Origin of the sequence: Streptomyces sp. NBC_00076, from assembly GCF_045041235.1 — a bacterium.
Lineage (GTDB): Bacteria > Actinomycetota > Actinomycetes > Streptomycetales > Streptomycetaceae > Streptomyces.
On sequence record NZ_CP108242.1, the window covers coordinates 5,326,166 to 5,349,937 of the forward strand.

Here is a 23,772-nt window from a genome sequence, read left to right on the forward strand (position 1 = left end):
GCGCGCACCGGCCCATCGGCCGGGTCGACGACCTGATGTCTGACGAGGCGTCAAGATAGAACAGGTTCTAGAAGAAGGGAACGGCCGGTCACCTCCGGCCTCTCACCGGTCGAAGTCCAGCTCCACCTTCTCCGTCACCGGATGCGACTGGCATGCCAAGACATATCCCTCCTGTGTCTCCTCCGGCTCCAGCGCGAAGTTGCGGTCCATCCGCACCTCGCCGGCCACCAGGAAGGCCCGGCACGTCCCGCACACCCCGCCCTTGCAGGCGTAGGGCGCGTCGGGCCGGTTGCGCAGAACCGTTTCCAGCAGTGACTCCCCGTCTTGGACGGGCCAGGTACCGCCTCGGCCGTCGAGCCGGGCGGTGACCATACTGTGCGCGGGAGCCGGGACGACGGCCGTGGGGGCGACCGGGTCCACGTGGAAGATCTCCTCGTGGATGCGGGTCCGGGCGACCCCGAGTTCCCGCAGCGCCCGTTCGGCCCCCTGCACCAGCCCGAACGGCCCGCACAGGAACCAGCCCGCCACCTGCTCCACCGGCAGCAGTGCCGGGAGCAGCCCGGTCAGCCGCTCGCGGTCGAGCCGCCCGGAGGGCAGCCCCGCCTGCTGTTCCTCCCGGGAGAGCACCGTCACCAGGTGGAGCCGCTCGGGGTAGCGGTCCTTCAGGTCGGCGACCTCCTCCAGGAACATCGTGGAGGAGGATGTCCGGTCGCCGCGTATCAGACAGAACCGGGCGGTGGGCTCCCGTGCCAGCAGTGTCGCCACGATCGACAGGACCGGGGTGATGCCGCTTCCGCCGACGATCGCGGCGTACAGGCCGGGCGCGGGGCCGAGCGTGAAGCGTCCCGCCGGGGTCATCACCTCCAGTTCGTCGCCGATGTCGATCTCCTTGAGCGCGAAGGTGGAGAACGCGCCGCCCTCGACCAGCCGCACTCCGACCCGCAGGGTGCGCGGACCCTCGTCGTCCGTCGCGGGAGCCGGGGAGCAGATCGAGTACGTACGCCGGATCTCGACGCCGTCGACCTTCCGGCGCAGGGCGAGGTGCTGGCCCGGTGTGTGCCGGTACTCCTCGCGCAGCTCCGGGGGCACGGCGAAGGTGACCGCCACGGAGTCGTCGGTGAGCCGGTCGACCGCCGCCACCGGGAGCGCGTGGAAGCGGGCCATCACAACTCCTTGAAGTGGTCGAACGGTTCACGGCAGGCAAGGCAGCGCCGCAGGGCCTTGCACGCCGTCGAGGAGAAGCGGCTGAGCAGTTCGGTGTCCGCGGAACCGCAGTGCGGGCAGTGGATCGGGTCAGCCGTCCCAGTGGCTTCGGTGGCTTCGGTGGCTTCGGTGGCGTCGGTCGTCGCGGGTTGCCGTTGCACCGCGGTATCGCCGGCGTGTGTGCGGGTCGGCCCGAGCGAGAGCGTGAGCGGTCCGGACTCCCGACGTACCCGAGGTGGGGCGATGCCGAACTCCCGCAGCTTGCGGCGTCCTTCGTCCGTGATGTCGTTCGTCGACCAGGCGGGCGCGAGCACCGTGCGCACGGTGACCTCCCGCACGCCGTGCTGGTGCAGGGCGCGCTCTATGTCCAGGGACATCGCCTCGATGGCCGGGCAGCCGGTGTACGTCGGGGTCAGCTCGACCTCGACCGCGTTGGCCCCGCGCATGTGCACCGCGCGCAGCACACCCAGCTCCTGGAGGGTGAGTACGGGCAGTTCGGGGTCGAGTACCGAGCCGGCCACCTCCAGGAGTTCCGCCTCCAGGGCGGTGACCGTCACCATGACGCCCCCGGGTGACTGCGGTGCAGATGCTGCATCTCGGCGAGCATCCGCCCGAAGGGCTCGGTGTGCAGACCCTGCCGGCCGGCGCCGGCCTGCCACGCCCCGGAACGCGGGCCCTCCGGGACCGTGAGGGTGGCCCGGCGCAGCACGTCCTCGACGGAGGCGAGCCAGGCTGCCTCCAGCCGCTCCCGGTCGACGTCGAGCCCCTCCACCGGCTGGAACATCTCACCGGTGAAACGCCACAGCGCCTCGCACGCCCGCCCCATCCGGTCGTGGCCCACGTCGGTGCCGTCGCCGAGCCGGAGCGTCCACTGCTCGGCGTGGTCGCGGTGGTAGGCGACCTCCTTGACGGCCTTCGCTGCCAGCGGGGCGAACGGGCCGTCTCCGCCTGAGAGTTCGGCGTAGAGCAGGTGTTGGTAGGTGGAGAAGTACAACTGGCGGGCGATGGTGTGGGCGAAGTCGCCGTTCGGCTGTTCCACCAGCTGGAGGTTGCGAAAGGCACGCTCTTCGCGCAGATACGCCAGGTCGTCCTCGTCGCCGACCAGCGACAGCAGCACCCGGGCCTGGCCGAGCAGGTCCAGCGCGATATTGGCGAGGGCCACCTCCTCTTCGAGGACGGGGGCATGACCCGCCCATTCGCCGAGACGGTGCGAGAGCACCAGGGCGTCGTCACCGAGGGCCAGGGCGGCAGCCGATCCGGGTGTGGTCGTGGACTCGGGTGCGGTCACAGGTGCTTCACCCCCTCCGGGATCTCGTAGAACGTCGGGTGGCGGTACGGCTTGTCGGCGGCCGGTTCGAAGAACGGATCCTTCTCGTCGGGCGAGGACGCGGTGATCACGGACGAGGGGACGACCCAGATCGAGACGCCCTCGCCGCGCCGGGTGTACAGATCGCGGGCGTTGCGCAGGGCGAGCTCCGCGTCCGGCGCGTGCAGGCTGCCGGCGTGCGTGTGCGAGAGACCGCGGCGGGAGCGCACGAAGACCTCCCACAGAGGCCAGTCGGTGTTCGTCATCCTCGGCTCACTCCCGTCCCGCCGTTGTGCTTGGCCGCGTACGCCGCGGCCGAGTCCCGTACCCAGGCGCCCTCGTCGTGCGCCCGCCTGCGCTGCGTTATCCGCTGTTCGTTGCACGGACCGTTGCCCTTGAGCACGTCCCAGAACTCCGTCCAGTCGATGGCGCCGAAGTCGTGGTGGCCCCGCTCCTCGTTCCACTTCAGGTCCGGATCGGGGAGGGCCAGGCCCAGGGACTCGGCCTGGGGGACACAGATGTCGACGAAGCGCTGGCGCAGCTCGTCGTTCGAGTGGCGCTTGATCTTCCAGGCCATCGACTGGGCGGAGTGCGCGGACTCGTCGTCGGGTGGGCCGAACATCATCAGGGACGGCCACCACCAGCGGTCCACCGCGTCCTGCGCCATCGCGTGCTGCTCCGGGGTCCCGCGGCTGAGGGCCAGCAGCAGTTCGTATCCCTGTCGCTGATGGAAGGACTCCTCCTTGCAGATGCGGACCATCGCGCGCGCGTACGGGCCGTAGGAGCAGCGGCACAGGGGGACCTGGTTGGTGATCGCGGCGCCGTCCACCAGCCAGCCGATCGCGCCGACGTCCGCCCAGGTCAGCGTGGGGTAGTTGAAGATCGAGGAGTACTTCTGGCGGCCGGTGTGCAGCTTGTCGAGCAGCTCGTCGCGGCCGGTGCCGAGGGTCTCGGCCGCGCTGTAGAGATAGAGCCCGTGTCCGGCCTCGTCCTGGACCTTCGCCATCAGGATGGCCTTGCGGCGCAGCGAGGGCGCGCGCGTGATCCAGTTCGCCTCCGGCTGCATGCCGATGATCTCGGAGTGGGCGTGCTGTGCGATCTGCCGGACCAGCGTCGCGCGGTAGGCGTCGGGCATCCAGTCGCGCGGCTCGACGCGCTCGTCGGCGGCCACGGCGGCGTCGAAGGCGCGCTCGTACGCGGCGGTGTCGACGACGTGGTCCTGACGAACGCCGCCCTGTCCGTCGTACGCCTGAGCTCCGGCCGTCCGGGCCGTGTGGTGCGCGGCTGCTGTCGCCATGAGGTCCCCCTCGACCTGGACTCTGCCGGTACTCCCGACCGATCGTTCGGTTCGTGCGATTCCATGGTGAGACGGGCGCCGTAAGGTGTCAACCGCTGTGGATAACTCGCGGGCGTCCCCCGGCGTGGCCTGTGGACAACCGGGGTGATTTCGGGGTGGGGCCGACGGGGGCTGTGCCGGGAGGACGGCTCTGAGTACCGTTCCGTGCGAGCGTCGTGCGAGCCGTGTGCCGGGCGGCACGGGCGAGAGGGCGCGGACGGACGCCCGCCGGGAACAGGGCGGAAGGCGCCGGGAACAGAACCGGAGCAGGGCCGGGATCGGGGAGACGGGGCGGAATGGACGCGTACGACGAGAGCGGGAGGCCCCCGCACGGGCCGGACGAGCCCAGCGCCCCCGACCCCGCCCCAGCCCCCGACGCCGAAGCCCGAATCGGACTCGTGGCCCTCTCCCTCCGGTACCAGATCGCTGTCGCCGTGGCCCTCGCCGTCGTCGCGGTCGCCGTCTGTGTGCACATCGGCATGGTGTTCCTGCATGTCGCGCCGTCGAACACGCTGACCAAGCAGCACGGCAAGGCGATCGACGACTGGATCTACCCGGAGTTCGAGCAGAACTGGAAGCTCTTCGCACCGAACCCGTTGCAGCAGAACATCGCCGTCCAGGTCCGCGCGCAGGTGCGGTCCGCGGACGGCGGGGTACGGACCACCGGCTGGTACGACCTGTCCGCACAGGACGGCCGGGCCATCGACGGCAATCTGCTGCCGAGCCACACACAGCAGAACGAACTGCGCCGGGCCTGGGACTTCTTCGTCTCCACGCACGACACCGACAACCGCTCCACGGGCCTGCGCGGCTCCCTGTCCGAGACCTACCTGCGCCGCATAGTGTCGCTGCGCCTGGAACGCGAGAACGCGGCCGGGAAGGGTGGTGCCGTCGACCTCGTCCAGATCCGCTCCCGCACCACGAACGTGCCCGCGCCGGAGTGGAGCGACGAGCAGGTCTCCGACAAACCGATGTACCGCGTGCTGCCCTGGTGGTCGGCAGCGCCGGATACGGCGCACACGGCGGGCAGTGAGGATACGGCGGGCACGACCGCAGGGGGCACGAAATGAACCGGTTCGCCCTCTCCGTCTCGACCGGTATAGCCCGCGTCACCGAATCCGCCCTCGGCCCGTACCAGACCGCCGTGATCCGTATCGGCTTCGGCGCGACCTGGCTGCTGTTCCTGCTGCGCGAGTTCCCTCACCGCCAGGAGATGTACGGTCCCGACGGCCCCTGGAGCTGGGACCTCGCCGAGCAGCTGATCTCGACGAACGGTTCCTTCACGGCCCTGATGTGGTCCGACGGCAGCCTCTGGTTCGAGGCCCTCTACGCCCTCGCGGTCCTGACGAGCGCTCTGCTCCTGCTGGGCTGGCGCACCCGCACGATGTCGGTGCTGTTCATGGTCGGCGTGCTCTCGCTGCAGAACCGCAGCATCTTCATGGGGGACGGCGGCGACAACGTCCTGCACCTGATGTGCATCTACCTCGTGTTCACGCGCTGCGGTCAGGTGTGGTCGCTGGACGCGCGCCGGGCACGGCTGTTGCGAGCGGCACGCGCGCGTGGGGAGCGCGTCACGGACCGGGTGGGTCCGGCCCTGTGGAGCGGGCTCGGGCTCGCGCTGGTCGCGGTGACCCTGGCGGGCCGGCTCGACGGCGACCCGACCGTGCCGGTGCTCCTGTGGGTGGTATGGCTGGCGATGGCCCTGTGGTGGGCGGTCGGGCGTTTCGCCAGGTCCGGCGAGCCGCGGATCCTGCTCGACGTGGTCGGCAACATCGTCCACAACGGTGCCCTGCTCGTGATCATGGCCGAGGCCTGTCTGATCTACGCGACGGCCGGTTGGTACAAGATCCAGGGTTCCCGCTGGCAGGACGGCACCGCCGCCTACTACCCCCTGCACCTCGACTACTTCTCGCCCTGGCCCGCCCTCGCCGACCTGCTGTCGGCCAGCGGCACGATGGTGATGCTGGTGACCTACGGCACGGTCGCCGTGCAGGTCGCCTTCCCGTTCACGCTGTTCAACCGACGGGTCAAGAACGTCCTGCTCACCGCCATGATCATGGAGCATGCCGCGATCGCGGTGATCCTGGGGCTGCCGTTCTTCTCGCTGGCGATGATCGCCGCCGACGCCGTGTTCCTGCCGACGTCGTTCCTGCGTCGGCTCGGCGGGCGGGCGACGCGCGCGCGTGAGCGGCTGCCGGCGGTGCCGGCCGTCACGGTGGGGGCGGCGGGCAGGGGCCGTCCGGGAGTTCCGAAGGGTGTGCCGGAGCAACGCACCCCGGTGGACCCGGTGACCTCGGAGGCTTCAAAGACCGCGGAGGTCCCGAGGCCCGAGGGCGCCCCGACTGCGCAGGAGGCGTCGGACAACCGGGAAGCCCAGGAGCACTCGTAGAACCCTGGCGGTCCCGAGGTTCCCGAGGACCAGGGCATCAGGGAACCCAGGCACCCCAGGCACCTCGTGCACCAAGCACCAAGCACCAAGCACCAAGCACCAAGCACCAAGCACCCCGAGCACACGCACGTAGGCTTCACGGCATGACCGCCCCCGATCCCGTGAGCCGGTGGCACCGGCTCACCGACGCCTCCGTCCTGCTCGACGGCTTCCACGCCCTCAAGCACGCGGTGCGTTTCGGCGCCGAGGTGCCGGTGGCCGTCGCCGTCGACCGGGCCGCCGCGCTCGCCCTCGCCGACGAGCTGGCCCCCGACGTACGGGACACGCTGGACGCGCTCCTGACGGAGGTCCCGGAGACGACGTACACCTCCCTGGTACCGCGCCCCCACCCCACCGCGGTGGCCGCCCTGGCCGTACGTCCCTCTCGCGCGTCCCATCTGAAAAGGCTGGCGCACACCCCGCGCACCGCGCCGGTCGTGGTGCTCGACAACCCGCGCAACCTGGGCAACGCGGGGGCCGTGATCCGACTGGCCGCCGGTTTCGGTGCGACCGGAGTGGTCACCACCGGCACGCTCGACCCCTGGCATCCCACGGTCGTACGCGGTGGAGCCGGGCTGCACTTCGCGACCGCGGTGGAGCGGCTGACCGTCGACGAACTGCCGGCCGGGCCGGTGTTCGCGCTCGACCCCGAGGGCGACGACCTTCGCGGTATCAAGCTCCCGGACGACGCCGTACTCGCCTTCGGCTCGGAACGCAGCGGCCTGTCGGCCGAACTGCGCGCCCGGGCCGACCACTTGCTGGCACTGCCGATGCGACCCCAGGTCTCCAGCTACAACCTCGCGACCAGTGTGGCCATGACGCTGTACCACTGGAGCGCGACCGGGGGCGCACTCGGCGTCTCCTAGGAGGTGCTCTACGAGGTGCTCTGCCAGGTGTACTGCGAGGTGCCCTACGCGTCGCGCCGGACCTCCACGACCCGGAAGCGGTTCGCCACGAACGCCCCGTCCGTGAGCGCCGCGTTGGCCGCCGGGTTGCCGCCGGAGCCGTGGAGGTCGGAGAAGGCGGCCGTCTGGTTGACGTACACCCCGCCCGTGAGGTTCAGCGACAGCTGGGCCGCCTCCTCCAGGCAGACCTCCTGGACGGCCTGCTCGACGTCCTCGTCGGTGGTGTACGCGCCGACCGTCATCGCGCCCTTCTCGCGGATGGTCCGGCGCAGCAGCTCCGTCGCGTCGGCCGCCGAGTCGACGGCGACGGCGAAGGACACGGGTCCGAAGCACTCGCGCAGGTAGGCGGGCTCTTCGTCCGCCCCGTCCCAGTACTTCCGCGCACCGTCCAGCTTGACGATGACCGGGGTGCGGACGACCGCTCCCGGGAACTCCGGGTTGCTGATCTCCCGCGAGCCGAGGGCCACCTCGCCGAGCCCGGAGGCCGCCTCCAGACGGGTCTTCACATCCGGGTTGACGATGGCGCCGAGCAGGGCGTTCGCGCGCGCGTCGTCGCCCAGGAGGCCGTCGACGGAACGGGCCAGGTCCGCGACCACCTCCTCGAAGGTCTTGGGGCCCTCGTCGGTGCGGATGCCGTCGCGCGGGACGAGCAGGTTCTGCGGGGTGGTGCACATCTGGCCGCTGTACAGGGACAGGGAGAAGGCCAGGTTGGCGAGCATCCCCTTGTAGTTGCCGGTCGACTCCACCAGCACGGAGTTGACGCCGGCCTTCTCGGTGTAGACCTGCGCCTGGCGGGCGTTGGCCTCCAGCCAGTCGCCGAACGCGGTCGAGCCCGTGTAGTCGATGATCCGGATCTCCGGGCGGGTGGCCAGCGTCTTCGCGATGCCCTCGCCGGGACGCTCCGCGGCGAGGGCCACCAGATTCGGGTCGAATCCGGCCTCGGCCAGCACCTGGCGGGCCACCTGCACGGTGAGCGCCAACGGCAGCACCGCGCGCGGATGCGGCTTGACCAGGACCGCGTTGCCCGTGGCGAGGGAGGCGAACAGGCCCGGGTAGCCGTTCCACGTCGGGAAGGTGTTGCAGCCGATGACGAGGCCGATGCCCCGCGGTACCGGGGTGAACTGCTTGGTGAGCGCCAGCGGGTCGCGCTTGCCCTGCGGCTTGGTCCACTCCGCGGTGTCGGGTGTGCGGACCTGCTCCACGTACGCGTAGGCCACCGCTTCCAGGCCGCGGTCCTGCGCGTGTGGGCCGCCCGCCTGGAGCGCCATCATGAAGGCTTGGCCGGAGGTGTGCATGACCGCGTGTGCGAACTCGTGCGTCCGGTCGCTGATCCGGTGGAGGATCTCCAGGCAGACCACCGCGCGGATCTCCGCGCCAGCGTCCCGCCAGGCCCGCTGCCCGGCCTTCATGGCGGGCAGCAGCGCGTCGACGTCCGCGTGCGGGTAGGTGACGCCCAGTTCGATGCCGTACGGGGAGACCTCGCCGCCCACCCAGTCGTCCGTGCCGGGCTGGCCGAGGTCGAGGCGGGTGCCCAGGAGGGCGTCGAAGGCGGCCTTGCCCGCCGCGGCGTCCAGGCTGCCGTTCTCGCCGTAGGCCTTGGGGTGCTCGGGGTGCGGCGACCAGTACGCGCGCGTGCGGATCACTTCCAGCGCCTGGTCGAGGGTGGGCCGGTGCTTGGCGATCAGATCGTGCGCGGTGAGTTCGGCGGCCATGCGGGACCAACTCCTCGTTTCCTGAACTCTTCGTCGAGCTCATGACCTGGGCAGAAACATGGGCGGGAACAGGCGGTCAGAGTTAGAGTAACCGAACGATCGGTCGGGACAAGGGGGTCCGCCGCATCTGTGGAAAACCCCGTGCGGGAGGATCGCGCACATGACAGGACTCGACCTCAGCAGCCCCGTGGCCGTCGTCGGCGCCGGCACCATGGGCCAGGGCATCGCCCAGGTCGCACTGGTCGCGGGCCATACCGTACGGCTGTACGACGCCATGCCCGGGCGGGCCCGGGAGGCCGCCGACGCGATCGGCGCGCGTCTGGACCGGCTCGTCGAGAAGGGCCGTCTCGACGCCGCCGACCGGGAGGCGGCACGCACCCGTCTGCTGCCCGCCGAGAGCATCGCCGACCTCGCCGACTGCGCCATGGTCATGGAGGCCGTTCTGGAGCGGCTGGACGTCAAGCAGGAGCTGTTCCGCGAGCTCGAGGGCGTCGTCGACGAGGACTGCCTGCTCGTCACCAACACCTCCTCCCTGTCGGTGACGGCCATCGGCGGTGCCCTGAGCAACCCCGGCCGCTTCGTCGGTCTGCACTTCTTCAACCCCGCTCCGCTGCTCCCGCTCGTCGAGGTCGTCTCCGGGTTCTCCACGGACGTCTCGTCGGCCACGCGCGCGTACGAGACGGCCCGCGCCTGGGGAAAGACCCCGGTCGCCTGTGCCGACACCCCGGGCTTCATCGTCAACCGCATCGCGCGGCCCTTCTACGCCGAGGCGTTCGCGGTCTACGAGGCCCAGGGCGCCGACCCCGCCACCATCGACGCGGTCCTGCGGGAGTGCGGCGGGTTCAGGATGGGCGCCTTCGAACTGACCGACCTGATCGGCCAGGACGTCAACGAGTCCGTCACGCGCTCCGTGTGGCAGTCCTTCTTCCAGGACGTGCGCTTCACGCCGTCACTCGCCCAGCAGCGCCTGGTCGAGTCGGGCCGGCTCGGCCGCAAGACCGGACAGGGCTGGTACGACTATCCCGCCGAAGGTGAGGCCGCCGAGCGACCCGAGCCGCACACCGCCGAGCCGGCGCGGCGACCGGTGTACGTGGTCGTCGAAGGCGACCTCGGACCCGCGGCGGAGCTGGTCCCGCTGATCCGCGAGGCGGGAATCCAGGTCCGCGAGGACGACGAGGACCACGGCACCCGGCTGGTGCTGCCCAGCGGCGGTCAGCTGGCCCTCGCCGACGGACAGACCTCGGTCGAGTTCCGGGACGTCGTGTACTTCGACCTCGCGCTCGACTACCGCAGAGCGTCCCGAATCGCCCTGTCCGCCTCCCAGGACACCTCCCCGCAGACGCTCGCCGAGGCCACCGGCCTCTTCCAGGCGCTCGGCAAGCAGGTCAGCGTGATCGGCGACGTACCCGGCATGATCGTCGCCCGTACGGTCGCCCGGATCGTCGACTTCGCGCACGACGCCGTCGCCAAGGGCGTGGCCACCGAGGAGGACATCGACACGGCGATGCGGCTCGGCGTCAACTATCCGCTGGGCCCCTTCGAATGGAGCCGCCGCCTGGGCCGCAACTGGGCCTACGCCCTCCTGGACGACCTGCATATGCGCGACCCCTCGGGGCGTTACGCGCCCTCCCTCGCCCTGTACCGCCACGCGTACGCCACCGACAAGCGGGAGGGCAGCACCTCATGACGACCGCCAAGCGCGACACGTACACGCCTCAGACGCTGCTGTCCGTCGCCGTCCAGGTCTTCAACGAGCGCGGTTACGACGGCACCTCCATGGAGCACCTCTCCAAGGCGGCCGGCATCTCCAAGTCGTCGATCTACCACCACGTCACCGGCAAGGAGGAGCTGCTGCGCCTGGCCGTGAGCCGGGCGCTGGACGGCCTCTTCGAGATCCTCGACGAGGAGCACGCGCGCGTGGGACGCGCGGCGGAGCGCCTGGAGTACGTCGTACGGCGCATGGTCGAGGTGCTCATAGCCGAGCTCCCGTACGTCACCCTGCTGCTGCGGGTACGCGGCAACACCGGCACCGAGCGGTGGGCCCTGGAGCGGCGCCGCGACTTCGACCACCGGGTCGCCGACCTGCTGAGGGCGGCTGCCGCGGAGGGCGACGTGCGCGGCGACGTGGAGGTCCGGCTCGCGACGCGGCTGGTCTTCGGGATGATCAACTCGATCGTCGAGTGGTACCGGCCGGACGGGCGGGGCATGAACGAGCGCGAGGTCGCCGAAGCGGTGGTGCGGTTGGTGTTCGGAGGGCTCGGCAGGCCCGTCTGAGGAGCCCGGGACGCTCAGCCCTGCGGCTCCAGGTCCTCCTCCTCGAACACCAGCAGGGTGCGGGTGCTGAGCACCTCCGGGATCGCCTGGAGCCGGGTCAGCACCAGCTCGCGCAGCGCCCGGTTGTCGGAGGTGTGCACCAGCAGCAGGACGTCGAAGTCACCGCCGACCAGAGCGATGTGGGAGGCGCCCGGCAGTTGTCTGAGCTGCTCGCGCACCGTGCGCCAGGAGTTCTGGACGATCTTCAAGGTGACGTACGCCGAGGTGCCCTGACCCGCGCGTTCGTGGTTGACGCGGGCCCCGAAGCCGCGGATGACGCCGTCCTCGATGAGGCGGTTGATGCGCGCGTAGGCGTTGGCGCGCGAGACATGGACCCGTTCGGCGACCGACCGTATCGACGCGCGGCCGTCCGCCTGCAGCATCTGCAGGATGTCCTCGTCGATGGCGTCGAGGGGGCGAGGGGACGGCCGAGGGCCGTTGCCGTCCGGGCTCTCGGCCATTTGTTCAGATGCCACGTCCCCCCACCTTCCTGTCGTGGACGTCCTGCGTCCATCTCAGGCTGTGGAGAACCGTTTGTCCACAGCCTGAGGGGGCCTGTAGCCAAAATGTGCCGACGACCGAACAATCGGTAGGTGAGGCGCATCACACCCGTGACGCGTCCGAAGCCGCTCCCACGAGGAGGTGCCGCTATGACGGTCATGCAGCAGCGGGGCGCGTACCGGCCATCGCCGCCGCCCGCCTGGCAGCCCCGCACCGACCCCGCGCCGCTGCTGCCCGACGCGGAGCCGTACCGCGTCCTCGGCACGGAGGCGGCCAAGGAGGTCGACCCCGGGCTGTTGCGCCGGCTCTACGCCGAACTGGTCCGTGGCCGCCGCTACAACGCGCAGGCCACCGCCCTCACCAAGCAGGGCCGACTGGCCGTCTACCCCTCCAGCACCGGCCAGGAGGCCTGCGAGGTCGCCGCCGCACTGGTCCTCCAGGAACGTGACTGGCTCTTTCCCAGCTATCGCGACACCCTGGCCGCGGTGGCACGCGGCGTGGACCCCGTCCAGGCCCTCACCCTGCTGCGCGGCGACTGGCACACCGGCTACGACCCGCGCGAACACCGCGTGGCCCCCCTGTGCACCCCGCTCGCCACCCAGCTTCCGCACGCCGTCGGTCTCGCGCACGCCGCCCGCCTCAAGGGCGACGACGTCGTCGCGCTGGCCATGGTCGGCGACGGCGGCACCAGCGAGGGCGACTTCCACGAGGCACTGAACTTCGCCGCCGTCTGGCAGGCCCCGGTCGTCTTCCTGGTGCAGAACAACGGCTTCGCGATCTCCGTACCGCTCGCCAAGCAGACCGCGGCCCCGTCGCTGGCCCACAAGGCCGTCGGCTACGGGATGCCCGGCCGCCTGGTCGACGGCAACGACGTCGCCGCCGTGCACGAGGTCCTCGCCGACGCCGTACGCCACGCGCGCGCGGGAGGCGGTCCCACGCTGGTCGAGGCGATCACGTACCGCGTCGACGCCCACACCAACGCCGACGACGCCACCCGCTACCGGCAGGACACCGAGGTCGAGACCTGGCGCGGACACGACCCGATCGCACTTCTGGAACACGAACTGACCGAACACGGTCTCCTCGACGACGACGGCGTCCGGGCCGCTCGCGACGCCGCCGAGACCATGGCCGCCGACCTGCGTACCCGCATGAACCAGGATCCGCCGCTCGACCCCATGGACCTGTTCGACCACGTCTACGCCGAGCCCACCCGGCAACTGCGTGAGCAGCGGGACCGGTTGCGGGCCGAGCTGGAGGCCGAGCAGGAAGGCCCGCACCGATGACCACCGTCGCCCTCAAACCGGCCACCATGGCGCAGGCCCTCACGCGCGCGATGCGCGACGCGATGGCCGCCGACCCGACCGTGCACGTCATGGGCGAGGACGTCGGCACCCTCGGCGGTGTCTTCCGGGTCACCGACGGCCTCGCCAAGGAGTTCGGCGAGACCCGCTGCACGGACACCCCGCTGGCCGAGGCGGGCATCCTCGGCACGGCCGTCGGCATGGCGATGTACGGGCTGCGCCCGGTCGTGGAGATGCAGTTCGACGCGTTCGCCTACCCCGCGTTCGAGCAGCTCATCAGCCATGTCTCCCGCATGCGCAACCGCACCCGGGGGGCGATGCCGCTCCCGCTCACCATCCGTGTCCCCTACGGCGGCGGCATCGGCGGCGTCGAACACCACAGCGACTCGTCCGAGGCGTACTACATGGCCACTCCGGGGCTCCATGTCGTCACGCCCGCGACCGTCGCCGACGCGTACGGCCTGCTGCGCGCCGCCATCGCCTCCGACGACCCCGTCGTCTTCCTGGAACCCAAGCGTCTGTACTGGTCGAAGGACTCCTGGAACCCGGAGGAGCCGCCGGCCGTTGAACCGATCGGCCGCGCGGTGGTGCGGCGCTCGGGCCGGAGCGCCACGCTGATCACGTACGGTCCGTCCGTGCCCGTCTGCCTCGAAGCCGCCGAGGCGGCCCGGGAGGAAGGCTGGGACCTCGAAGTCGTCGACCTGCGCTCCCTGGTGCCGTTCGACGACGAGACGGTCTGCGCCTCGGTACGGCGGACCGGGCGAGCGGTCGTCGTACACGAGTCGGGCGGCTTCGGCGGCCCGGGCGGGGAGATCGCGGCCCGTGTCACGGAAGGGTGCTTCCACCACCTGGACGCCCCGGTGCTGCGCGTGGCCGGGTTCGACATCCCCTACCCGCCGCCGATGCTGGAGCGTCATCACCTGCCCGGCGTGGACCGGATCCTGGACGCCGTGGGGCGCCTGCAATGGGAGGCCGAGAGCTGATGGCACAGGTCCTGGAGTTCAAGCTCCCCGACCTCGGGGAGGGACTCACCGAGGCGGAGATCGTGCGCTGGCTGGTCCAGGTCGGCGATGTCGTCGCCGTCGACCAGCCGGTCGTCGAGGTCGAGACGGCCAAGGCGATGGTCGAGGTGCCCTGCCCCTACGGCGGTGTGGTCACCGCCCGCTTCGGCGAGGAGGGCACGGAACTGCCCGTCGGGGCGCCGCTGATCACCGTGGCGGTGGGCGCGCCTGCCTCCGACGTCCAGACCGAGGGCTCCGGGAACGTGCTGGTGGGCTACGGCACCTCCGAGGCACCCGCGCGGCGACGCCGGGTACGCCCGGGACAGCCGGCGCAGGCCCCGGGAGCGCGGGCAGAAGCGCCGACCGGCACCTCCGGGACGGCGAACGGCCAAGTCGGTGCGCCCGACGTGGCGGACGGGCCCGTTCCCGTGATCTCCCCCCTGGTCCGCAGGCTGGCTCGTACGAACGGCTTGGACCTGCGGGACCTCACCGGCTCCGGGCCCGACGGGCTGATCCTGCGGGCGGACGTGGAGTACGCGCTGCGGGCCTCCGCCGCCCCGGCCCGCCCCGCCACCCCGCCGGCCGAGCCGCGCGCGCGCGTGACGCCCACCCCGACCGCCGAGCCGCCCGCGCGCGTGACGCCCAGGCAGACGGCCGCCCCCGCCACCGCGACCGCCGGCACGACCGCCCCCTCCCCCTCCGGCACCCGTATCCCCCTCAAGGGCATCCGCGGCGCCGTGGCCGACAAGCTGTCCCGCAGCCGACGGGAGATCCCGGACGCCACCTGCTGGGTGGACGCCGACGCGACGGAGCTCATGCGGGCGCGTACGGCGATGAACGCCTCCGGCGGCCCGAAGATCGCCCTCCTCGCCCTGCTCGCCCGGATCTGCACCTCGGCCCTGTCCCGTTGGCCCGAGCTCAACTCCACGGTCGACATGGACGCCAGGGAAGTCGTCCGGCTCGACCAGATCCACCTCGGGTTCGCCGCCCAGACCGAGCGAGGTCTGGTGGTCCCCGTGGTCCGGGACGCGCACACCCGGGACGCCGAGTCGCTCACCGCGGAGTTCGCCAGGCTCACCGAGGCGGCCCGCGCGGGCACCCTGACCCCCCGTGAACTCACCGGCGGCACCTTCACGTTGAACAACTACGGCGTCTTCGGCGTCGACGGCTCCACACCGATCATCAACCACCCCGAGGCAGCCATGCTCGGCGTCGGCCGGATCGTCCCCAAGCCGTGGGTGCATGAGGGTGAGCTGGCGGTGCGGCAGGTCGTCCAGCTCTCGCTCACCTTCGACCACCGGGTCTGCGACGGCGGCACCGCCGGCGGCTTCCTGCGGTACGTGGCGGACTGCGTGGAACAGCCGGCGGTCCTGCTGCGCACGCTGTGACGGCACCTTGATCGCGTCCAGCCACCGCCCGCAGCTCGCCCCGACCCACCTCGACTGAGCCTCGACCCACCTCGATCGAGCCTCGCCTGCGCCTTGATTGCGCCGTCTCCCCGCGTTCCCTGTGATCGCCGCGACACGCATACTCGGGGGGTGACCGCATACGACGCCGTCGTGCTCGCCGGAGGTGCCGCCCGGCGGCTCGGTGGTGCGGACAAACCCGGAGTGCGCGTGGGCGGGCGCGCACTGCTCGACCGCGTGCTCGCAGCCTGCGCCGACGCCCGCACCACCGTCGTCGTCGCCGACCCGCGGCCGACCGCCCGGCCCGTGACCTGGGCGCGTGAGCGGCCGCCCGGCGGCGGACCGGTGGCCGCGCTCTACGCCGGGCTGCGGCACACCACGGCCCAGGACGTCGTCGTCCTCTCCGCCGACCTGCCCTTCCTGACCGAGGAGACGGTACGGCGGCTGCTGACCGCCCTGGGGACCAGCGGCGCCGAGGGCGTGCTGCTCACCGACACCGACGGCCGCGACCAGCCGCTCGTGGCCGCCTACCGCACGTCCGCACTGCGCCGGGAGCTGACCGTACTCAACGGAATGCCGGCCAGGAGCGGCTCCGCCGAGAGCGGCGGCCTCACCGGTCTGCCCGTGCGCCGGCTGACCGCGGGGCTCGACCTCACCCGCGTCCCCGACCCCGTCGCGTCCTTCGACTGCGACACCTGGGACGACATCGCCACTGCCAGGGCACGCATCAGGGAGCATGGGCACGTGTTGGATGAATGGATTACCGCAGTCAAGGACGAACTCGGCATCGAGCTCGACGTCGACACGGGCGTGCTGCTCGACCTCGCCCGCGACGCCGCCCACGGTGTGGCGCGGCCCGCTGCCCCGCTGACCACCTTCCTCGTCGGCTATGCGGCCGCGCGGGCCGGTGGCGGACCGGAGGAGGTGGCCGAGGCGTCCCGCAAGGCGACCGCCCTCGCTCTCCGCTGGGCCGACGAGGACACCGCCGAGGCCAAGCCCGACGCGGCCCCGGACGCCGGATGACGGCCCGAGCCACCCGGGCAGGCGAGGACGCCGAGGACCTCGACGTCGAGGAGGTACTCGCCCTCGTGAACGAGAACCACGGACACAATGCCGGTGGTCAGGTACCCGCACCCGGCACGGAGGACGGCCGCCACAGCGACCCGCACGGTGCCGCTCACCGGCCGGAACACACGCAGGGGACCCGTCACCGGGCCACCCCCTGGCCCGAGGCCCGGGCGATCGCCGAACGGGCCACCCGCACCACCCGTGGCGCCCGCCGCGCCCCCGTCTCGGTCCCCCTCGACGACGCCCTCGGCCTCACCCTGGCCGCTCCGCTCGCCGCCCTCACCGACCTGCCCTCCTTCGACACCTCCGCGATGGACGGCTGGGCGGTCGCCGGCCCCGGCCCCTGGGACGTCCGGGACGACGGCGTCCTCGCCGGGCACACCGAGCCCGAGCCGCTCACCGACGGCGAGGCCGTCCGGATCGCCACCGGCGCCCGCATCCCCCCGGACACCACCGCGGTCCTCCGCAGCGAGCACGGCCGTACCGACGACAAGGGCCGGCTGCACTCCACCCGCGAGGCGGCGCACGGCCAGGACATCCGGCCGCGTGGCCAGGAGTGCCGCAGCGGCGACCAACTCCTCCCGGTCGGCGCCCTGGTGACCCCGGCGGTCCTGGGCCTCGCCGCGGCCGCCGGATACGACACCCTCACCGCCGTCCCCCGCCCCCGTGTCGAAGTCATCGTCCTGGGCGACGAGTTGCTCACCGAGGGCACTCCGCGCGACGGGCTGATCCGTGACGCCCTCGGCCCGATGCTCCCGCCCTGGCTGCGTGCGCTGGGCGCCGAGGTCATCGCCGTACGTCGACTCGGTGACCACGCCGACGCCCTGCACAAGGCGATCACCACCAGCGACGCCGACCTGATCGTCACCACCGGCGGCACCGCCGCCGGCCCCGTCGATCACGTCCATCCCACCCTGCGCCGCATCGGCGCCGAACTCCTGGTGCACGGCGTGAAGGTGCGTCCCGGCCACCCCATGCTGCTGGCCCGCACCAAGGAGAACCAGCACCTCGTCGGCCTGCCCGGCAACCCCCTGGCGGCCGTCTCCGGCCTGCTCACACTCGCCGAGCCGCTGCTGCGGACCCTCGCGGCACGGCCCGCCCCGGAGTCGTACACGCTGCCACTCCAGGACGAGGTGCACGGGCACCCGTACGACACCCGGCTCATCCCCGTCGTTCTGCGCGGTGACCGGGCCGTGCCGCTGCACTACAACGGCCCGGCGATGCTGCGGGGCATCGCGGCGGCCGACGCCCTGGCCGTCGTACCGCCCGGCGGCTCGCGGCCCGGTCAGGAGAGCGAACTCCTCGATCTGCCCTGGGCGAGCGCCGGAATCGGGGTGTGTTTCACGTGAAACTTCCGGGCCATGACGCGATCGCCCGGCAGGCGGACGAGCATCTCGTGACCCATCGGGTGAAGCTCCCGCGCACCGTGGTGGAGCACCCGTTCCGACAGGTGGCCAAGCGGCTGTCGATGGCCCTGCTGGTTCTCGTGGCGACCGCCCTGCTGGTCTACGTCGACCGCGACGGCTACAACGACAACTCCGACGGCTCGGTCGACTTCCTCGACGCCTGGTACTACGCGACGGTCACCTTGTCCACCACCGGCTACGGCGACATCACCCCCGTCAGCGATGCCGCCAGGCTCACCAACATCTTCGTCGTCACACCCTTGCGCGTGCTGTTCCTGATCATCCTGGTCGGCACCACGCTCGAAGTCCTCACGGAACGCACCCGGGAGGAATGGCGGCTCACCCGCTGGAGGTCCACCTTGCGCGACCACACCGTCGTCGTCGGCTTTGGAACCAAGGGGCGGTCGGCGATCCAGACCGTCTGTGCGACGGGCCTGAAGAAGGAGCAGGTCGTGGTGGTCGACCCCAGTGGCAAGGCGATCGACGCCGCGACCGCGGAGGGCTATGCCGGTGTCGTCGGGGACGCCACCCGCAGCGAGGTGCTGAAGCGGGCCGAGGTGCACAAGGCACGGAAGATCATCATCGCGACCCAGCGCGATGACACGGCGGTCCTGGTGACACTGACGGCCCGGCAGCTCAACAAGGGCGCGAAGATCGTGGCGGCCGTGCGCGAGGAGGAGAACGCGCCGCTGCTGAGGCAGTCCGGCGCCGACGCGGTGATCACCAGCGCCAGCGCGGCCGGACGGCTGCTCGGACTGTCCGTGCTCAGTCCCGCCGCCGGCATGGTGATGGAGGACCTGATCCAGCAGGGCAGCGGGCTCGACATCATCGAACGGCCGGTCATAAAGGCCGAGGTGGGCAAGCCGGCGCGGGAGACGGAAGACCTGGTGGTGAGCGTCGTACGAGGGCACCGGGTGCTCGGCTACGACGATCCGGCCGTCGGGGCACTGGAACTGACGGACCGGCTGATCACGATCGTGCGGGCGACGCCGAGCAGCCAGATCGCGCCCGACGCCCGACCGATTCCCCAGGACTGACCGTCCGACCGATCCCCCGGAACCGCCCGTTTCCCCAGGCTGACCGCCGGCGGTACCGGGCCGACGGCCGCCGAGGGGCTCGCTACTTGCGGTTGTACAGCCGCATCGTGATCGGCCCGAAGACCGCCAGGAACAGGCCCGCCCAGCCCAGCGACCAGGCGACCTCGTCGGCCGGCCAGTCACCCGCCATCAGACCCCGTACCGCCGACGCCACATGGGTCACCGGACTGTTGCTGACGAAGGCCTGCAACCAGCCCGGCATGGTCTTCGGGTCGACGAAGACGTTGGACAGGAACGTCAGCGGGAAGATCACCATCATGCTGACGCCCATCACCGACTTCTCGGTGCGCAGCATCAGCCCGAACATCGTCCAGATCCACGAGAACGCGAACGAGAACACGACCAGCAGCACGATCCCGGCGAGGACGCCGCCGACCTCGCCGTCCGGGCGGTAACCGAGGATCATGCCGACCGTGAGCATCACGACCGACGCGATCGTGTAGCGCAGGGCGTCGCCGAGGAGATAGCCGACCATCGTCGACGGCCGCCAGATGGGCAGCGACCGGAAGCGGTCGAAGACGCCCTTCTCGATGTCGGTGTTCACCGAGACGCCCGTGTACATCGTGATCATCACGACCGACATCACCAGGATGCCGGGCAGCAGGAACTGGATGTACTCCTTCGGGGACCCGGCCAGGGCGCCCCCGAAGAGGTACGTGTACATCAGCACCATCATGATCGGGAACGCCGTGACGTCGAAGAGCTGCTCCGGCACGTGCTTGATCTTGAGGATGGCCCGCCAGCCGAAGGTCAGCGAGGCCGACAGAGCGCTGGGCCGCGGCGGCCGCTCACCGGCGACGAGCAGCGCGGCGAGGGTTTCGGCTCTGACCGGGGCGAGGTCCTTGGTCTCCGTGGTCGTCGCGGTGCTCATGCCGCCACCTCGTCGTTCGAGTCGTCGGAGCGGTTCGAGTCGTTGGAGTCCTCAGAGACTTCCGAGTTTTTGGTCTCGTGGGTGTCATGTCCGGTGAGGGCGAGGAACACCTCGTCCAGGCTGGGCTGGCCCAAGGAGAAGTTGTCGACGACGATCCCGCCGCGAGCCAGCTCGGCGAGCGCCCGGGCCGCCTGCTCGGCCGCACCCTGCCCGTTCGCCGCACCCGCCCCGACACGGGCCGTCAGCGCCACCGGATCCGGCTCGAGCTTCACGTCCGCGTCCAGGGTCAGCCGCAGCACCTCCTCGGCCTGCGGCCGCTGCGCCGGATCACGCAGTCGCAGATGTACGGAGCCGGCGCCCACGGACGCCTTCAGCTCGCCCTTGGTCCCCTCGGCGATCACCTTGCCCTGGTCGATGACGGCGATCCGGGACGCCAGTTGGTCGGCCTCGTCGAGGTACTGCGTGGTCAGCAGCACGGTGGTGCCCTGGGCGACGACCGCGCGGATGATGTCCCACACCTGGTTGCGGCTGCGCGGGTCGAGGCCGGTCGTCGGCTCGTCGAGGAAGAGCAGGTCCGGGGTGTTGAGGATGGAGGCGGCGATGTCGATACGGCGCCGCATACCGCCGGAGTAGTGCTTGACCTGCTTCGCGCCCGCGTCCGTGAGGCCGAAGGCTTCCAGCAGCTGCCCGGAACGCTCCCGCGCGGCCTTCTTGCCGTGGCCGAGCAGCCGGCCCAGCAGGATCAGATTCTCCGTACCGGTGAGGTCCTCGTCCACCGACGCGTACTGGCCGGTGAGGCTGACCCGGCCGCGGACCTCGTCGGCCTCGCGCACGATGTCGTGGCCGAAGACGTGGGCCTGGCCCCCGTCGGGTCGCAGCAGGGTGGCGAGCATCTTCACGGTGGTCGTCTTGCCGGCGCCGTTCGGGCCGAGAACGCCGTAGACAGTGCCGGCCGGCACCGCGAGGTCGACTCCGTCGACGGCCCGTGTCTCGCCGAACGTCTTCACCAGGCCTGCGGTCTCGATGGCCAGGCCGGACGTGTGCTGGCTCATGGTGGGTGTCCTTCCGCGCTCTTGGGTGACGCATGGGGAGACCTTTACCGTCGCGCAAACTCATCGGTCGCGCACAGGGATTTTTCAGGAGACCGGCCGAAGGGCGGAGCACCGGCCAAACCAACGACGGAGCTGACACGGGCCCGGAGACCTAGGCGAGGTCGGATCGGGCCCGGAGACCGAGCGGGCCGGAGTCCCAGGCGAGGTCGGAGCGGGCCGGAGCCCCAGAAGAACTCGGATCGGGCCCCGAGACCCAGGAGAAGTCGGGGAGAGGCCTGGGCGTCGGTGGCCCGGGTAGCGTCCCCTTCATGCATGCGATCACGATTCCCGAACCTGGTGGGCCCGAGGCGCTGGTGTGGGACGAGGTCCCCGATCCTGTGCCCGGCGAGGGCGAGGTGCTGGTCGAGGTGGCGGCCAGTGCCGTCAACCGCGCCGACATCCTGCAACGCCAGGGCTTCTACGACCCGCCGCCCGGCTCGTCCCGCTACCCCGGCCTGGAGTGCTCCGGACGGATCGCCGAGCTCGGCCCCGGGGTCTCCGGCTGGTCCGTCGGCGACGAGGTGTGCGCGCTGCTCGCCGGCGGTGGCTACGCGGAGAAGGTCGCCGTCCCCGCCGGCCAGCTGCTGCCGCTGCCGAAGGGCATCGACCTCGGGCGGGCCGCGGCGCTGCCCGAGGTGGTCTGCACGGTCTGGTCGAACGTCTTCATGATCGCCCAGCTCCGCCCCGGTGAGACGCTGCTCGTGCACGGCGGCTCCAGCGGCATCGGCACGATGGCGATCCAGCTCGCCAAGGCCGTCGGTGCCAAGGTCGCCGTGACCGCGGGCAGCAGGGAGAAGCTGGACCGGTGTGCCGAGCTGGGCGCCGACGTACTGGTCAACTACCGGGACCAGGACTTCGTCGAAGAGGTCAGGAAGGCCACCGACGGCGCGGGCGCCGACGTCATCCTCGACAACATGGGAGCCAAGTACCTCGACCGCAACGTGCGGGCGCTGGCCGTCAACGGCCGGCTCGCGATCATCGGCATGCAGGGCGGCATCAAGGCCGAGCTGAACATCGCCACGCTCCTGACCAAGCGGGCCGCGATCAGCGCGACCTCGCTCAGGGCCCGCCCGCTCGGTGAGAAGACCTCGATCGTGGCGGCCGTACGCGAGCACGTGTGGCCGCTGCTCGATTCCGGTCAGGTACGTCCGATCGTCGACCGCGAGCTCCCGATGAGCGACGCGGCCGCCGCACACCGGGTGGTGGAGGAGAGCGGCCACATCGGCAAGGTCCTGCTGGTCACTCCGTAGCCACGCGTCAGCCTCGCATTGCTCCTTGGGGCCTCATGGGTTCCCGCCCCGCGCGGGCCTCAGGAGGTCCCTCGCCGCAACCGCAGCGCGACGAACGCGAGGCCCAGGCCGAGTCCGACGAGGATCAGCCCACCGCCCAGGGGGAGGATCGGCAGTCGGGGCTCGGCGGGACGCGCATCGGCCTGGCCCGCGCCCTGTGTCTGCGGCGCGGAGGGCACGAGGGACGTCTCCCGAGGAGCTTCCGGTACGGCGGTGACCTCGCCGTCCGCCCGACCGTCGACGTCGCCGTCCACGCCCTTCTCACCCACCTCGCCGACCAGGCCCACCTCGCCGACCAGGCCCTCCTCGGCGTCCTGGACGTCGTCGGCGTCCTGGACCTCCGTGGCGTCCGGTACCGGGTCCGTTTCCACCGGCTCCCGCCGCCCCGGCCGCTCCCGTCCCTCACCCGCCCGGCTCCCGGCCCGCGAGGGCACGGCGGCCGAGGGGGAGGGGACGACGGAGGCCGAAGCGGTGGCACGCGGCGGTGCGTGCGCGGGAACGGAGCCCGCCGGGCGCGCGGAGGCAGCAGCGAAGGACGAGGCGGCCGCGGGAGCGGAGGGCGACGCGACTGAGGAAGCGGAGGAGGAAGGGGCCGGGGAAGCGACCGCCCGAGCGCCGACGTCCCCCGACGACCTGTCCCCGAACGCCCGCGCACCCTGGTACGGCGATGACTCGCCCCCGTACGCTCGTGCGCCGCCGTAAGGAAACACCGACCCGCCCGCCCCCACCACGATGAGCAGTACCGTCGCCCGCACCCATGGAGTCACGGAACAATCCTGACTTTTGCCGACTACACCGGCATTTCGTGGTGGGCCAAGGGGGCGACAACGGCCGGAGAAGGTGGATCAGCCCTTATTGGGGGCACCACGCTGATGAGATGGAGCGGTGCGAGAGAATGGCGGCATGGAGATGCCGAGGAACGAACGGTCGCCGGAGAACCCTCAGATCCTGGTCTTGGGTCAGGACGGGATGGCTCTCGGCGGCGGAGGCGACGAGGACTCCCGCGAGGTTCCGGTGACGGAGATGGTGGAGCAGCCGGCGAAGGTCATGCGGATCGGAAGCATGATCAAGCAGTTGCTGGAAGAGGTCCGCGCGGCGCCTCTGGACGAGGCGAGCCGGGTGCGGCTCAAGGAGATCCACGCCAGCTCGGTGAAGGAACTGGAGGACGGTCTGGCTCCGGAGCTCGTCGAGGAGCTGGAGCGGCTCTCCCTGCCCTTCACGCACGAGTCGACCCCGAGCGACGCCGAACTGCGGATCGCGCAGGCCCAGTTGGTCGGCTGGCTGGAAGGGCTCTTCCACGGGATCCAGACCACGCTGTTCGCCCAGCAGATGGCCGCACGCGCCCAGCTGGAGCAGATGCGCCGGGCCCTCCCGCCGGGCGTCGGCGGCCACGAGGAAACCGACGACCCGCGCGCGGGCGGCCGCTCGGGCGGGCCGTACCTGTAATCGAGAAAAGGGCCCGGCAGCCAGTGTGCTGCCGGGCCCTTCCGCTTCTGCCTTCTTCTCTTTCGCCTCTCCCTGCTTCCGCCGGCAGC

The 23,772-nt window shown here is 71.3% G+C and carries 23 protein-coding genes; 13 read left to right on the forward strand and 10 right to left on the reverse strand.

Annotated elements, in window-relative coordinates; genetic code table 11:
- Positions 1–102: 102 nt before the first annotated feature.
- The 5 genes from OHA64_RS24190 to paaA are packed head-to-tail and all read right to left on the reverse strand — an operon-like array spanning position 103 to position 3,806.
- Entirely contained in the window at positions 103–1,164 is a 1,062-nt protein-coding gene (locus tag OHA64_RS24190; RefSeq protein WP_405616392.1) for a 2Fe-2S iron-sulfur cluster-binding protein, read from the reverse strand.
- Entirely contained in the window at positions 1,164–1,763 is a 600-nt protein-coding gene (gene paaD, locus OHA64_RS24195) for a 1,2-phenylacetyl-CoA epoxidase subunit PaaD (protein WP_405616394.1), read from the reverse strand. Before paaD ends, OHA64_RS24190 begins: the two co-directional genes overlap by 1 nt.
- Positions 1,757–2,491: a 1,2-phenylacetyl-CoA epoxidase subunit PaaC gene (gene paaC, locus OHA64_RS24200; RefSeq protein ID WP_405616396.1), complete on the reverse strand. Its 735-nt coding sequence runs from the start codon at positions 2,489–2,491 to the stop codon at positions 1,757–1,759. The genes paaD and paaC overlap by 7 nt, the downstream gene beginning before the upstream one ends.
- Positions 2,488–2,775, reverse strand: a complete 288-nt coding sequence (gene paaB / locus OHA64_RS24205; RefSeq protein ID WP_362432773.1) for a 1,2-phenylacetyl-CoA epoxidase subunit PaaB — start codon at positions 2,773–2,775, stop codon at positions 2,488–2,490. The genes paaC and paaB overlap by 4 nt, the downstream gene beginning before the upstream one ends.
- Positions 2,772–3,806, reverse strand: a complete 1,035-nt coding sequence (paaA, locus tag OHA64_RS24210; protein ID WP_405616399.1) for a 1,2-phenylacetyl-CoA epoxidase subunit PaaA — start codon at positions 3,804–3,806, stop codon at positions 2,772–2,774. Before paaA ends, paaB begins: the two co-directional genes overlap by 4 nt.
- Before the next feature lie 335 nt (positions 3,807–4,141).
- On the opposite strand from paaA, the gene OHA64_RS24215 reads away from it, so the two are divergent.
- The 3 genes from OHA64_RS24215 (at position 4,142) to OHA64_RS24225 (ending at position 7,139) form a co-directional block, all read left to right on the forward strand.
- Entirely contained in the window at positions 4,142–4,915 is a 774-nt protein-coding gene (locus tag OHA64_RS24215) for a DUF5819 family protein (protein WP_405616401.1), read from the forward strand.
- Positions 4,912–6,234: an HTTM domain-containing protein gene (locus OHA64_RS24220; RefSeq protein ID WP_405616403.1), complete on the forward strand. Its 1,323-nt coding sequence runs from the start codon at positions 4,912–4,914 to the stop codon at positions 6,232–6,234. The genes OHA64_RS24215 and OHA64_RS24220 overlap by 4 nt, the downstream gene beginning before the upstream one ends.
- A gap of 143 nt (positions 6,235–6,377) precedes the next feature.
- Positions 6,378–7,139, forward strand: a complete 762-nt coding sequence (locus tag OHA64_RS24225; RefSeq protein WP_405616405.1) for a TrmH family RNA methyltransferase — start codon at positions 6,378–6,380, stop codon at positions 7,137–7,139.
- Between the two features lie 44 nt (positions 7,140–7,183).
- Here the strand turns inward: OHA64_RS24225 and paaN are convergent, their stop codons facing one another.
- Positions 7,184–8,890: a phenylacetic acid degradation protein PaaN gene (gene paaN, locus OHA64_RS24230; protein WP_405616407.1), complete on the reverse strand. Its 1,707-nt coding sequence runs from the start codon at positions 8,888–8,890 to the stop codon at positions 7,184–7,186.
- Between the two features lie 160 nt (positions 8,891–9,050).
- Between paaN and OHA64_RS24235 the strand changes: the two genes are divergently transcribed.
- A complete protein-coding gene (locus tag OHA64_RS24235; RefSeq protein WP_405616409.1) occupies positions 9,051–10,577 on the forward strand; it encodes a 3-hydroxyacyl-CoA dehydrogenase in 1,527 nt (508 codons plus the stop codon).
- Entirely contained in the window at positions 10,574–11,164 is a 591-nt protein-coding gene (locus OHA64_RS24240) for a TetR/AcrR family transcriptional regulator (protein ID WP_405616411.1), read from the forward strand. The genes OHA64_RS24235 and OHA64_RS24240 overlap by 4 nt, the downstream gene beginning before the upstream one ends.
- 14 nt (positions 11,165–11,178) lie before the next feature.
- Here OHA64_RS24240 and OHA64_RS24245 read toward each other — a convergent pair whose 3' ends face one another.
- The gene (locus OHA64_RS24245; RefSeq protein WP_405624077.1) at positions 11,179–11,664 is read right to left on the reverse strand and encodes an Lrp/AsnC family transcriptional regulator; all 486 of its coding nucleotides are present in this window, start codon (positions 11,662–11,664) and stop codon (positions 11,179–11,181) included.
- Positions 11,665–11,853: 189 nt separating this feature from the next.
- Between OHA64_RS24245 and pdhA the strand changes: the two genes are divergently transcribed.
- From pdhA to OHA64_RS24275, 6 genes are all read left to right on the forward strand, one after another.
- Positions 11,854–12,990 (forward strand): pyruvate dehydrogenase (acetyl-transferring) E1 component subunit alpha, encoded by a 1,137-nt coding sequence (gene pdhA, locus OHA64_RS24250; RefSeq protein ID WP_405616413.1) that lies wholly within the window; start codon positions 11,854–11,856, stop codon positions 12,988–12,990.
- On the forward strand, positions 12,987–13,991 hold the full coding sequence (locus OHA64_RS24255; RefSeq protein WP_405616415.1) for an alpha-ketoacid dehydrogenase subunit beta: 1,005 nt from the start codon (positions 12,987–12,989) through the stop codon (positions 13,989–13,991). Before pdhA ends, OHA64_RS24255 begins: the two co-directional genes overlap by 4 nt.
- On the forward strand, positions 13,991–15,397 hold the full coding sequence (locus OHA64_RS24260; protein ID WP_405616417.1) for a dihydrolipoamide acetyltransferase family protein: 1,407 nt from the start codon (positions 13,991–13,993) through the stop codon (positions 15,395–15,397). The genes OHA64_RS24255 and OHA64_RS24260 overlap by 1 nt, the downstream gene beginning before the upstream one ends.
- Positions 15,398–15,547: 150 nt before the next feature.
- Complete coding sequence (locus OHA64_RS24265; protein ID WP_405616419.1) at positions 15,548–16,438, forward strand: NTP transferase domain-containing protein; 891 nt, start codon at positions 15,548–15,550, stop codon at positions 16,436–16,438.
- Positions 16,435–17,832: a molybdopterin molybdotransferase MoeA gene (locus OHA64_RS24270; protein ID WP_405616421.1), complete on the forward strand. Its 1,398-nt coding sequence runs from the start codon at positions 16,435–16,437 to the stop codon at positions 17,830–17,832. The genes OHA64_RS24265 and OHA64_RS24270 overlap by 4 nt, the downstream gene beginning before the upstream one ends.
- A complete protein-coding gene (locus tag OHA64_RS24275; protein ID WP_405616423.1) occupies positions 17,829–18,926 on the forward strand; it encodes a potassium channel family protein in 1,098 nt (365 codons plus the stop codon). The genes OHA64_RS24270 and OHA64_RS24275 overlap by 4 nt, the downstream gene beginning before the upstream one ends.
- A gap of 82 nt (positions 18,927–19,008) precedes the next feature.
- Here the strand turns inward: OHA64_RS24275 and OHA64_RS24280 are convergent, their stop codons facing one another.
- Entirely contained in the window at positions 19,009–19,857 is an 849-nt protein-coding gene (locus tag OHA64_RS24280) for an ABC transporter permease (protein ID WP_405616425.1), read from the reverse strand.
- The gene (locus OHA64_RS24285; protein ID WP_405616428.1) at positions 19,854–20,909 is read right to left on the reverse strand and encodes an ATP-binding cassette domain-containing protein; all 1,056 of its coding nucleotides are present in this window, start codon (positions 20,907–20,909) and stop codon (positions 19,854–19,856) included. The genes OHA64_RS24280 and OHA64_RS24285 overlap by 4 nt, the downstream gene beginning before the upstream one ends.
- A gap of 308 nt (positions 20,910–21,217) precedes the next feature.
- Here OHA64_RS24285 and OHA64_RS24290 point away from each other — a divergent pair, with 308 nt between their 5' ends.
- Positions 21,218–22,198: an NAD(P)H-quinone oxidoreductase gene (locus tag OHA64_RS24290; protein ID WP_405616430.1), complete on the forward strand. Its 981-nt coding sequence runs from the start codon at positions 21,218–21,220 to the stop codon at positions 22,196–22,198.
- A 59-nt stretch (positions 22,199–22,257) separates the two neighbouring features.
- Here OHA64_RS24290 and OHA64_RS24295 read toward each other — a convergent pair whose 3' ends face one another.
- A complete protein-coding gene (locus tag OHA64_RS24295) occupies positions 22,258–22,608 on the reverse strand; it encodes a hypothetical protein (protein WP_405616432.1) in 351 nt (116 codons plus the stop codon).
- Positions 22,609–23,140: 532 nt separating this feature from the next.
- On the opposite strand from OHA64_RS24295, the gene OHA64_RS24300 reads away from it, so the two are divergent.
- A complete protein-coding gene (locus OHA64_RS24300; protein WP_405616434.1) occupies positions 23,141–23,683 on the forward strand; it encodes a bacterial proteasome activator family protein in 543 nt (180 codons plus the stop codon).
- Positions 23,684–23,772: the final 89 nt, after the last annotated feature.

Coding starts and splice junctions, on each gene's coding strand:
- OHA64_RS24190 (WP_405616392.1), bottom strand. CDS start 1,164: ATGGCCCGCTTCCACGCGCTCCCGGTGGCGGCGGTCGACCGGCTCACC.
- paaD (WP_405616394.1), bottom strand. CDS start 1,763: ATGGTGACGGTCACCGCCCTGGAGGCGGAACTCCTGGAGGTGGCCGGC.
- paaB (WP_362432773.1), bottom strand. CDS start 2,775: ATGACGAACACCGACTGGCCTCTGTGGGAGGTCTTCGTGCGCTCCCGC.
- paaA (WP_405616399.1), bottom strand. CDS start 3,806: ATGGCGACAGCAGCCGCGCACCACACGGCCCGGACGGCCGGAGCTCAG.
- OHA64_RS24215 (WP_405616401.1), top strand. CDS start 4,142: ATGGACGCGTACGACGAGAGCGGGAGGCCCCCGCACGGGCCGGACGAG.
- OHA64_RS24220 (WP_405616403.1), top strand. CDS start 4,912: ATGAACCGGTTCGCCCTCTCCGTCTCGACCGGTATAGCCCGCGTCACC.
- OHA64_RS24225 (WP_405616405.1), top strand. CDS start 6,378: ATGACCGCCCCCGATCCCGTGAGCCGGTGGCACCGGCTCACCGACGCC.
- paaN (WP_405616407.1), bottom strand. CDS start 8,890: ATGGCCGCCGAACTCACCGCGCACGATCTGATCGCCAAGCACCGGCCC.
- OHA64_RS24235 (WP_405616409.1), top strand. CDS start 9,051: ATGACAGGACTCGACCTCAGCAGCCCCGTGGCCGTCGTCGGCGCCGGC.
- OHA64_RS24240 (WP_405616411.1), top strand. CDS start 10,574: ATGACGACCGCCAAGCGCGACACGTACACGCCTCAGACGCTGCTGTCC.
- OHA64_RS24245 (WP_405624077.1), bottom strand. CDS start 11,664: ATGGCCGAGAGCCCGGACGGCAACGGCCCTCGGCCGTCCCCTCGCCCC.
- pdhA (WP_405616413.1), top strand. CDS start 11,854: ATGACGGTCATGCAGCAGCGGGGCGCGTACCGGCCATCGCCGCCGCCC.
- OHA64_RS24255 (WP_405616415.1), top strand. CDS start 12,987: ATGACCACCGTCGCCCTCAAACCGGCCACCATGGCGCAGGCCCTCACG.
- OHA64_RS24260 (WP_405616417.1), top strand. CDS start 13,991: ATGGCACAGGTCCTGGAGTTCAAGCTCCCCGACCTCGGGGAGGGACTC.
- OHA64_RS24270 (WP_405616421.1), top strand. CDS start 16,435: ATGACGGCCCGAGCCACCCGGGCAGGCGAGGACGCCGAGGACCTCGAC.
- OHA64_RS24280 (WP_405616425.1), bottom strand. CDS start 19,857: ATGAGCACCGCGACGACCACGGAGACCAAGGACCTCGCCCCGGTCAGA.
- OHA64_RS24285 (WP_405616428.1), bottom strand. CDS start 20,909: ATGAGCCAGCACACGTCCGGCCTGGCCATCGAGACCGCAGGCCTGGTG.
- OHA64_RS24290 (WP_405616430.1), top strand. CDS start 21,218: ATGCATGCGATCACGATTCCCGAACCTGGTGGGCCCGAGGCGCTGGTG.
- OHA64_RS24300 (WP_405616434.1), top strand. CDS start 23,141: ATGGAGATGCCGAGGAACGAACGGTCGCCGGAGAACCCTCAGATCCTG.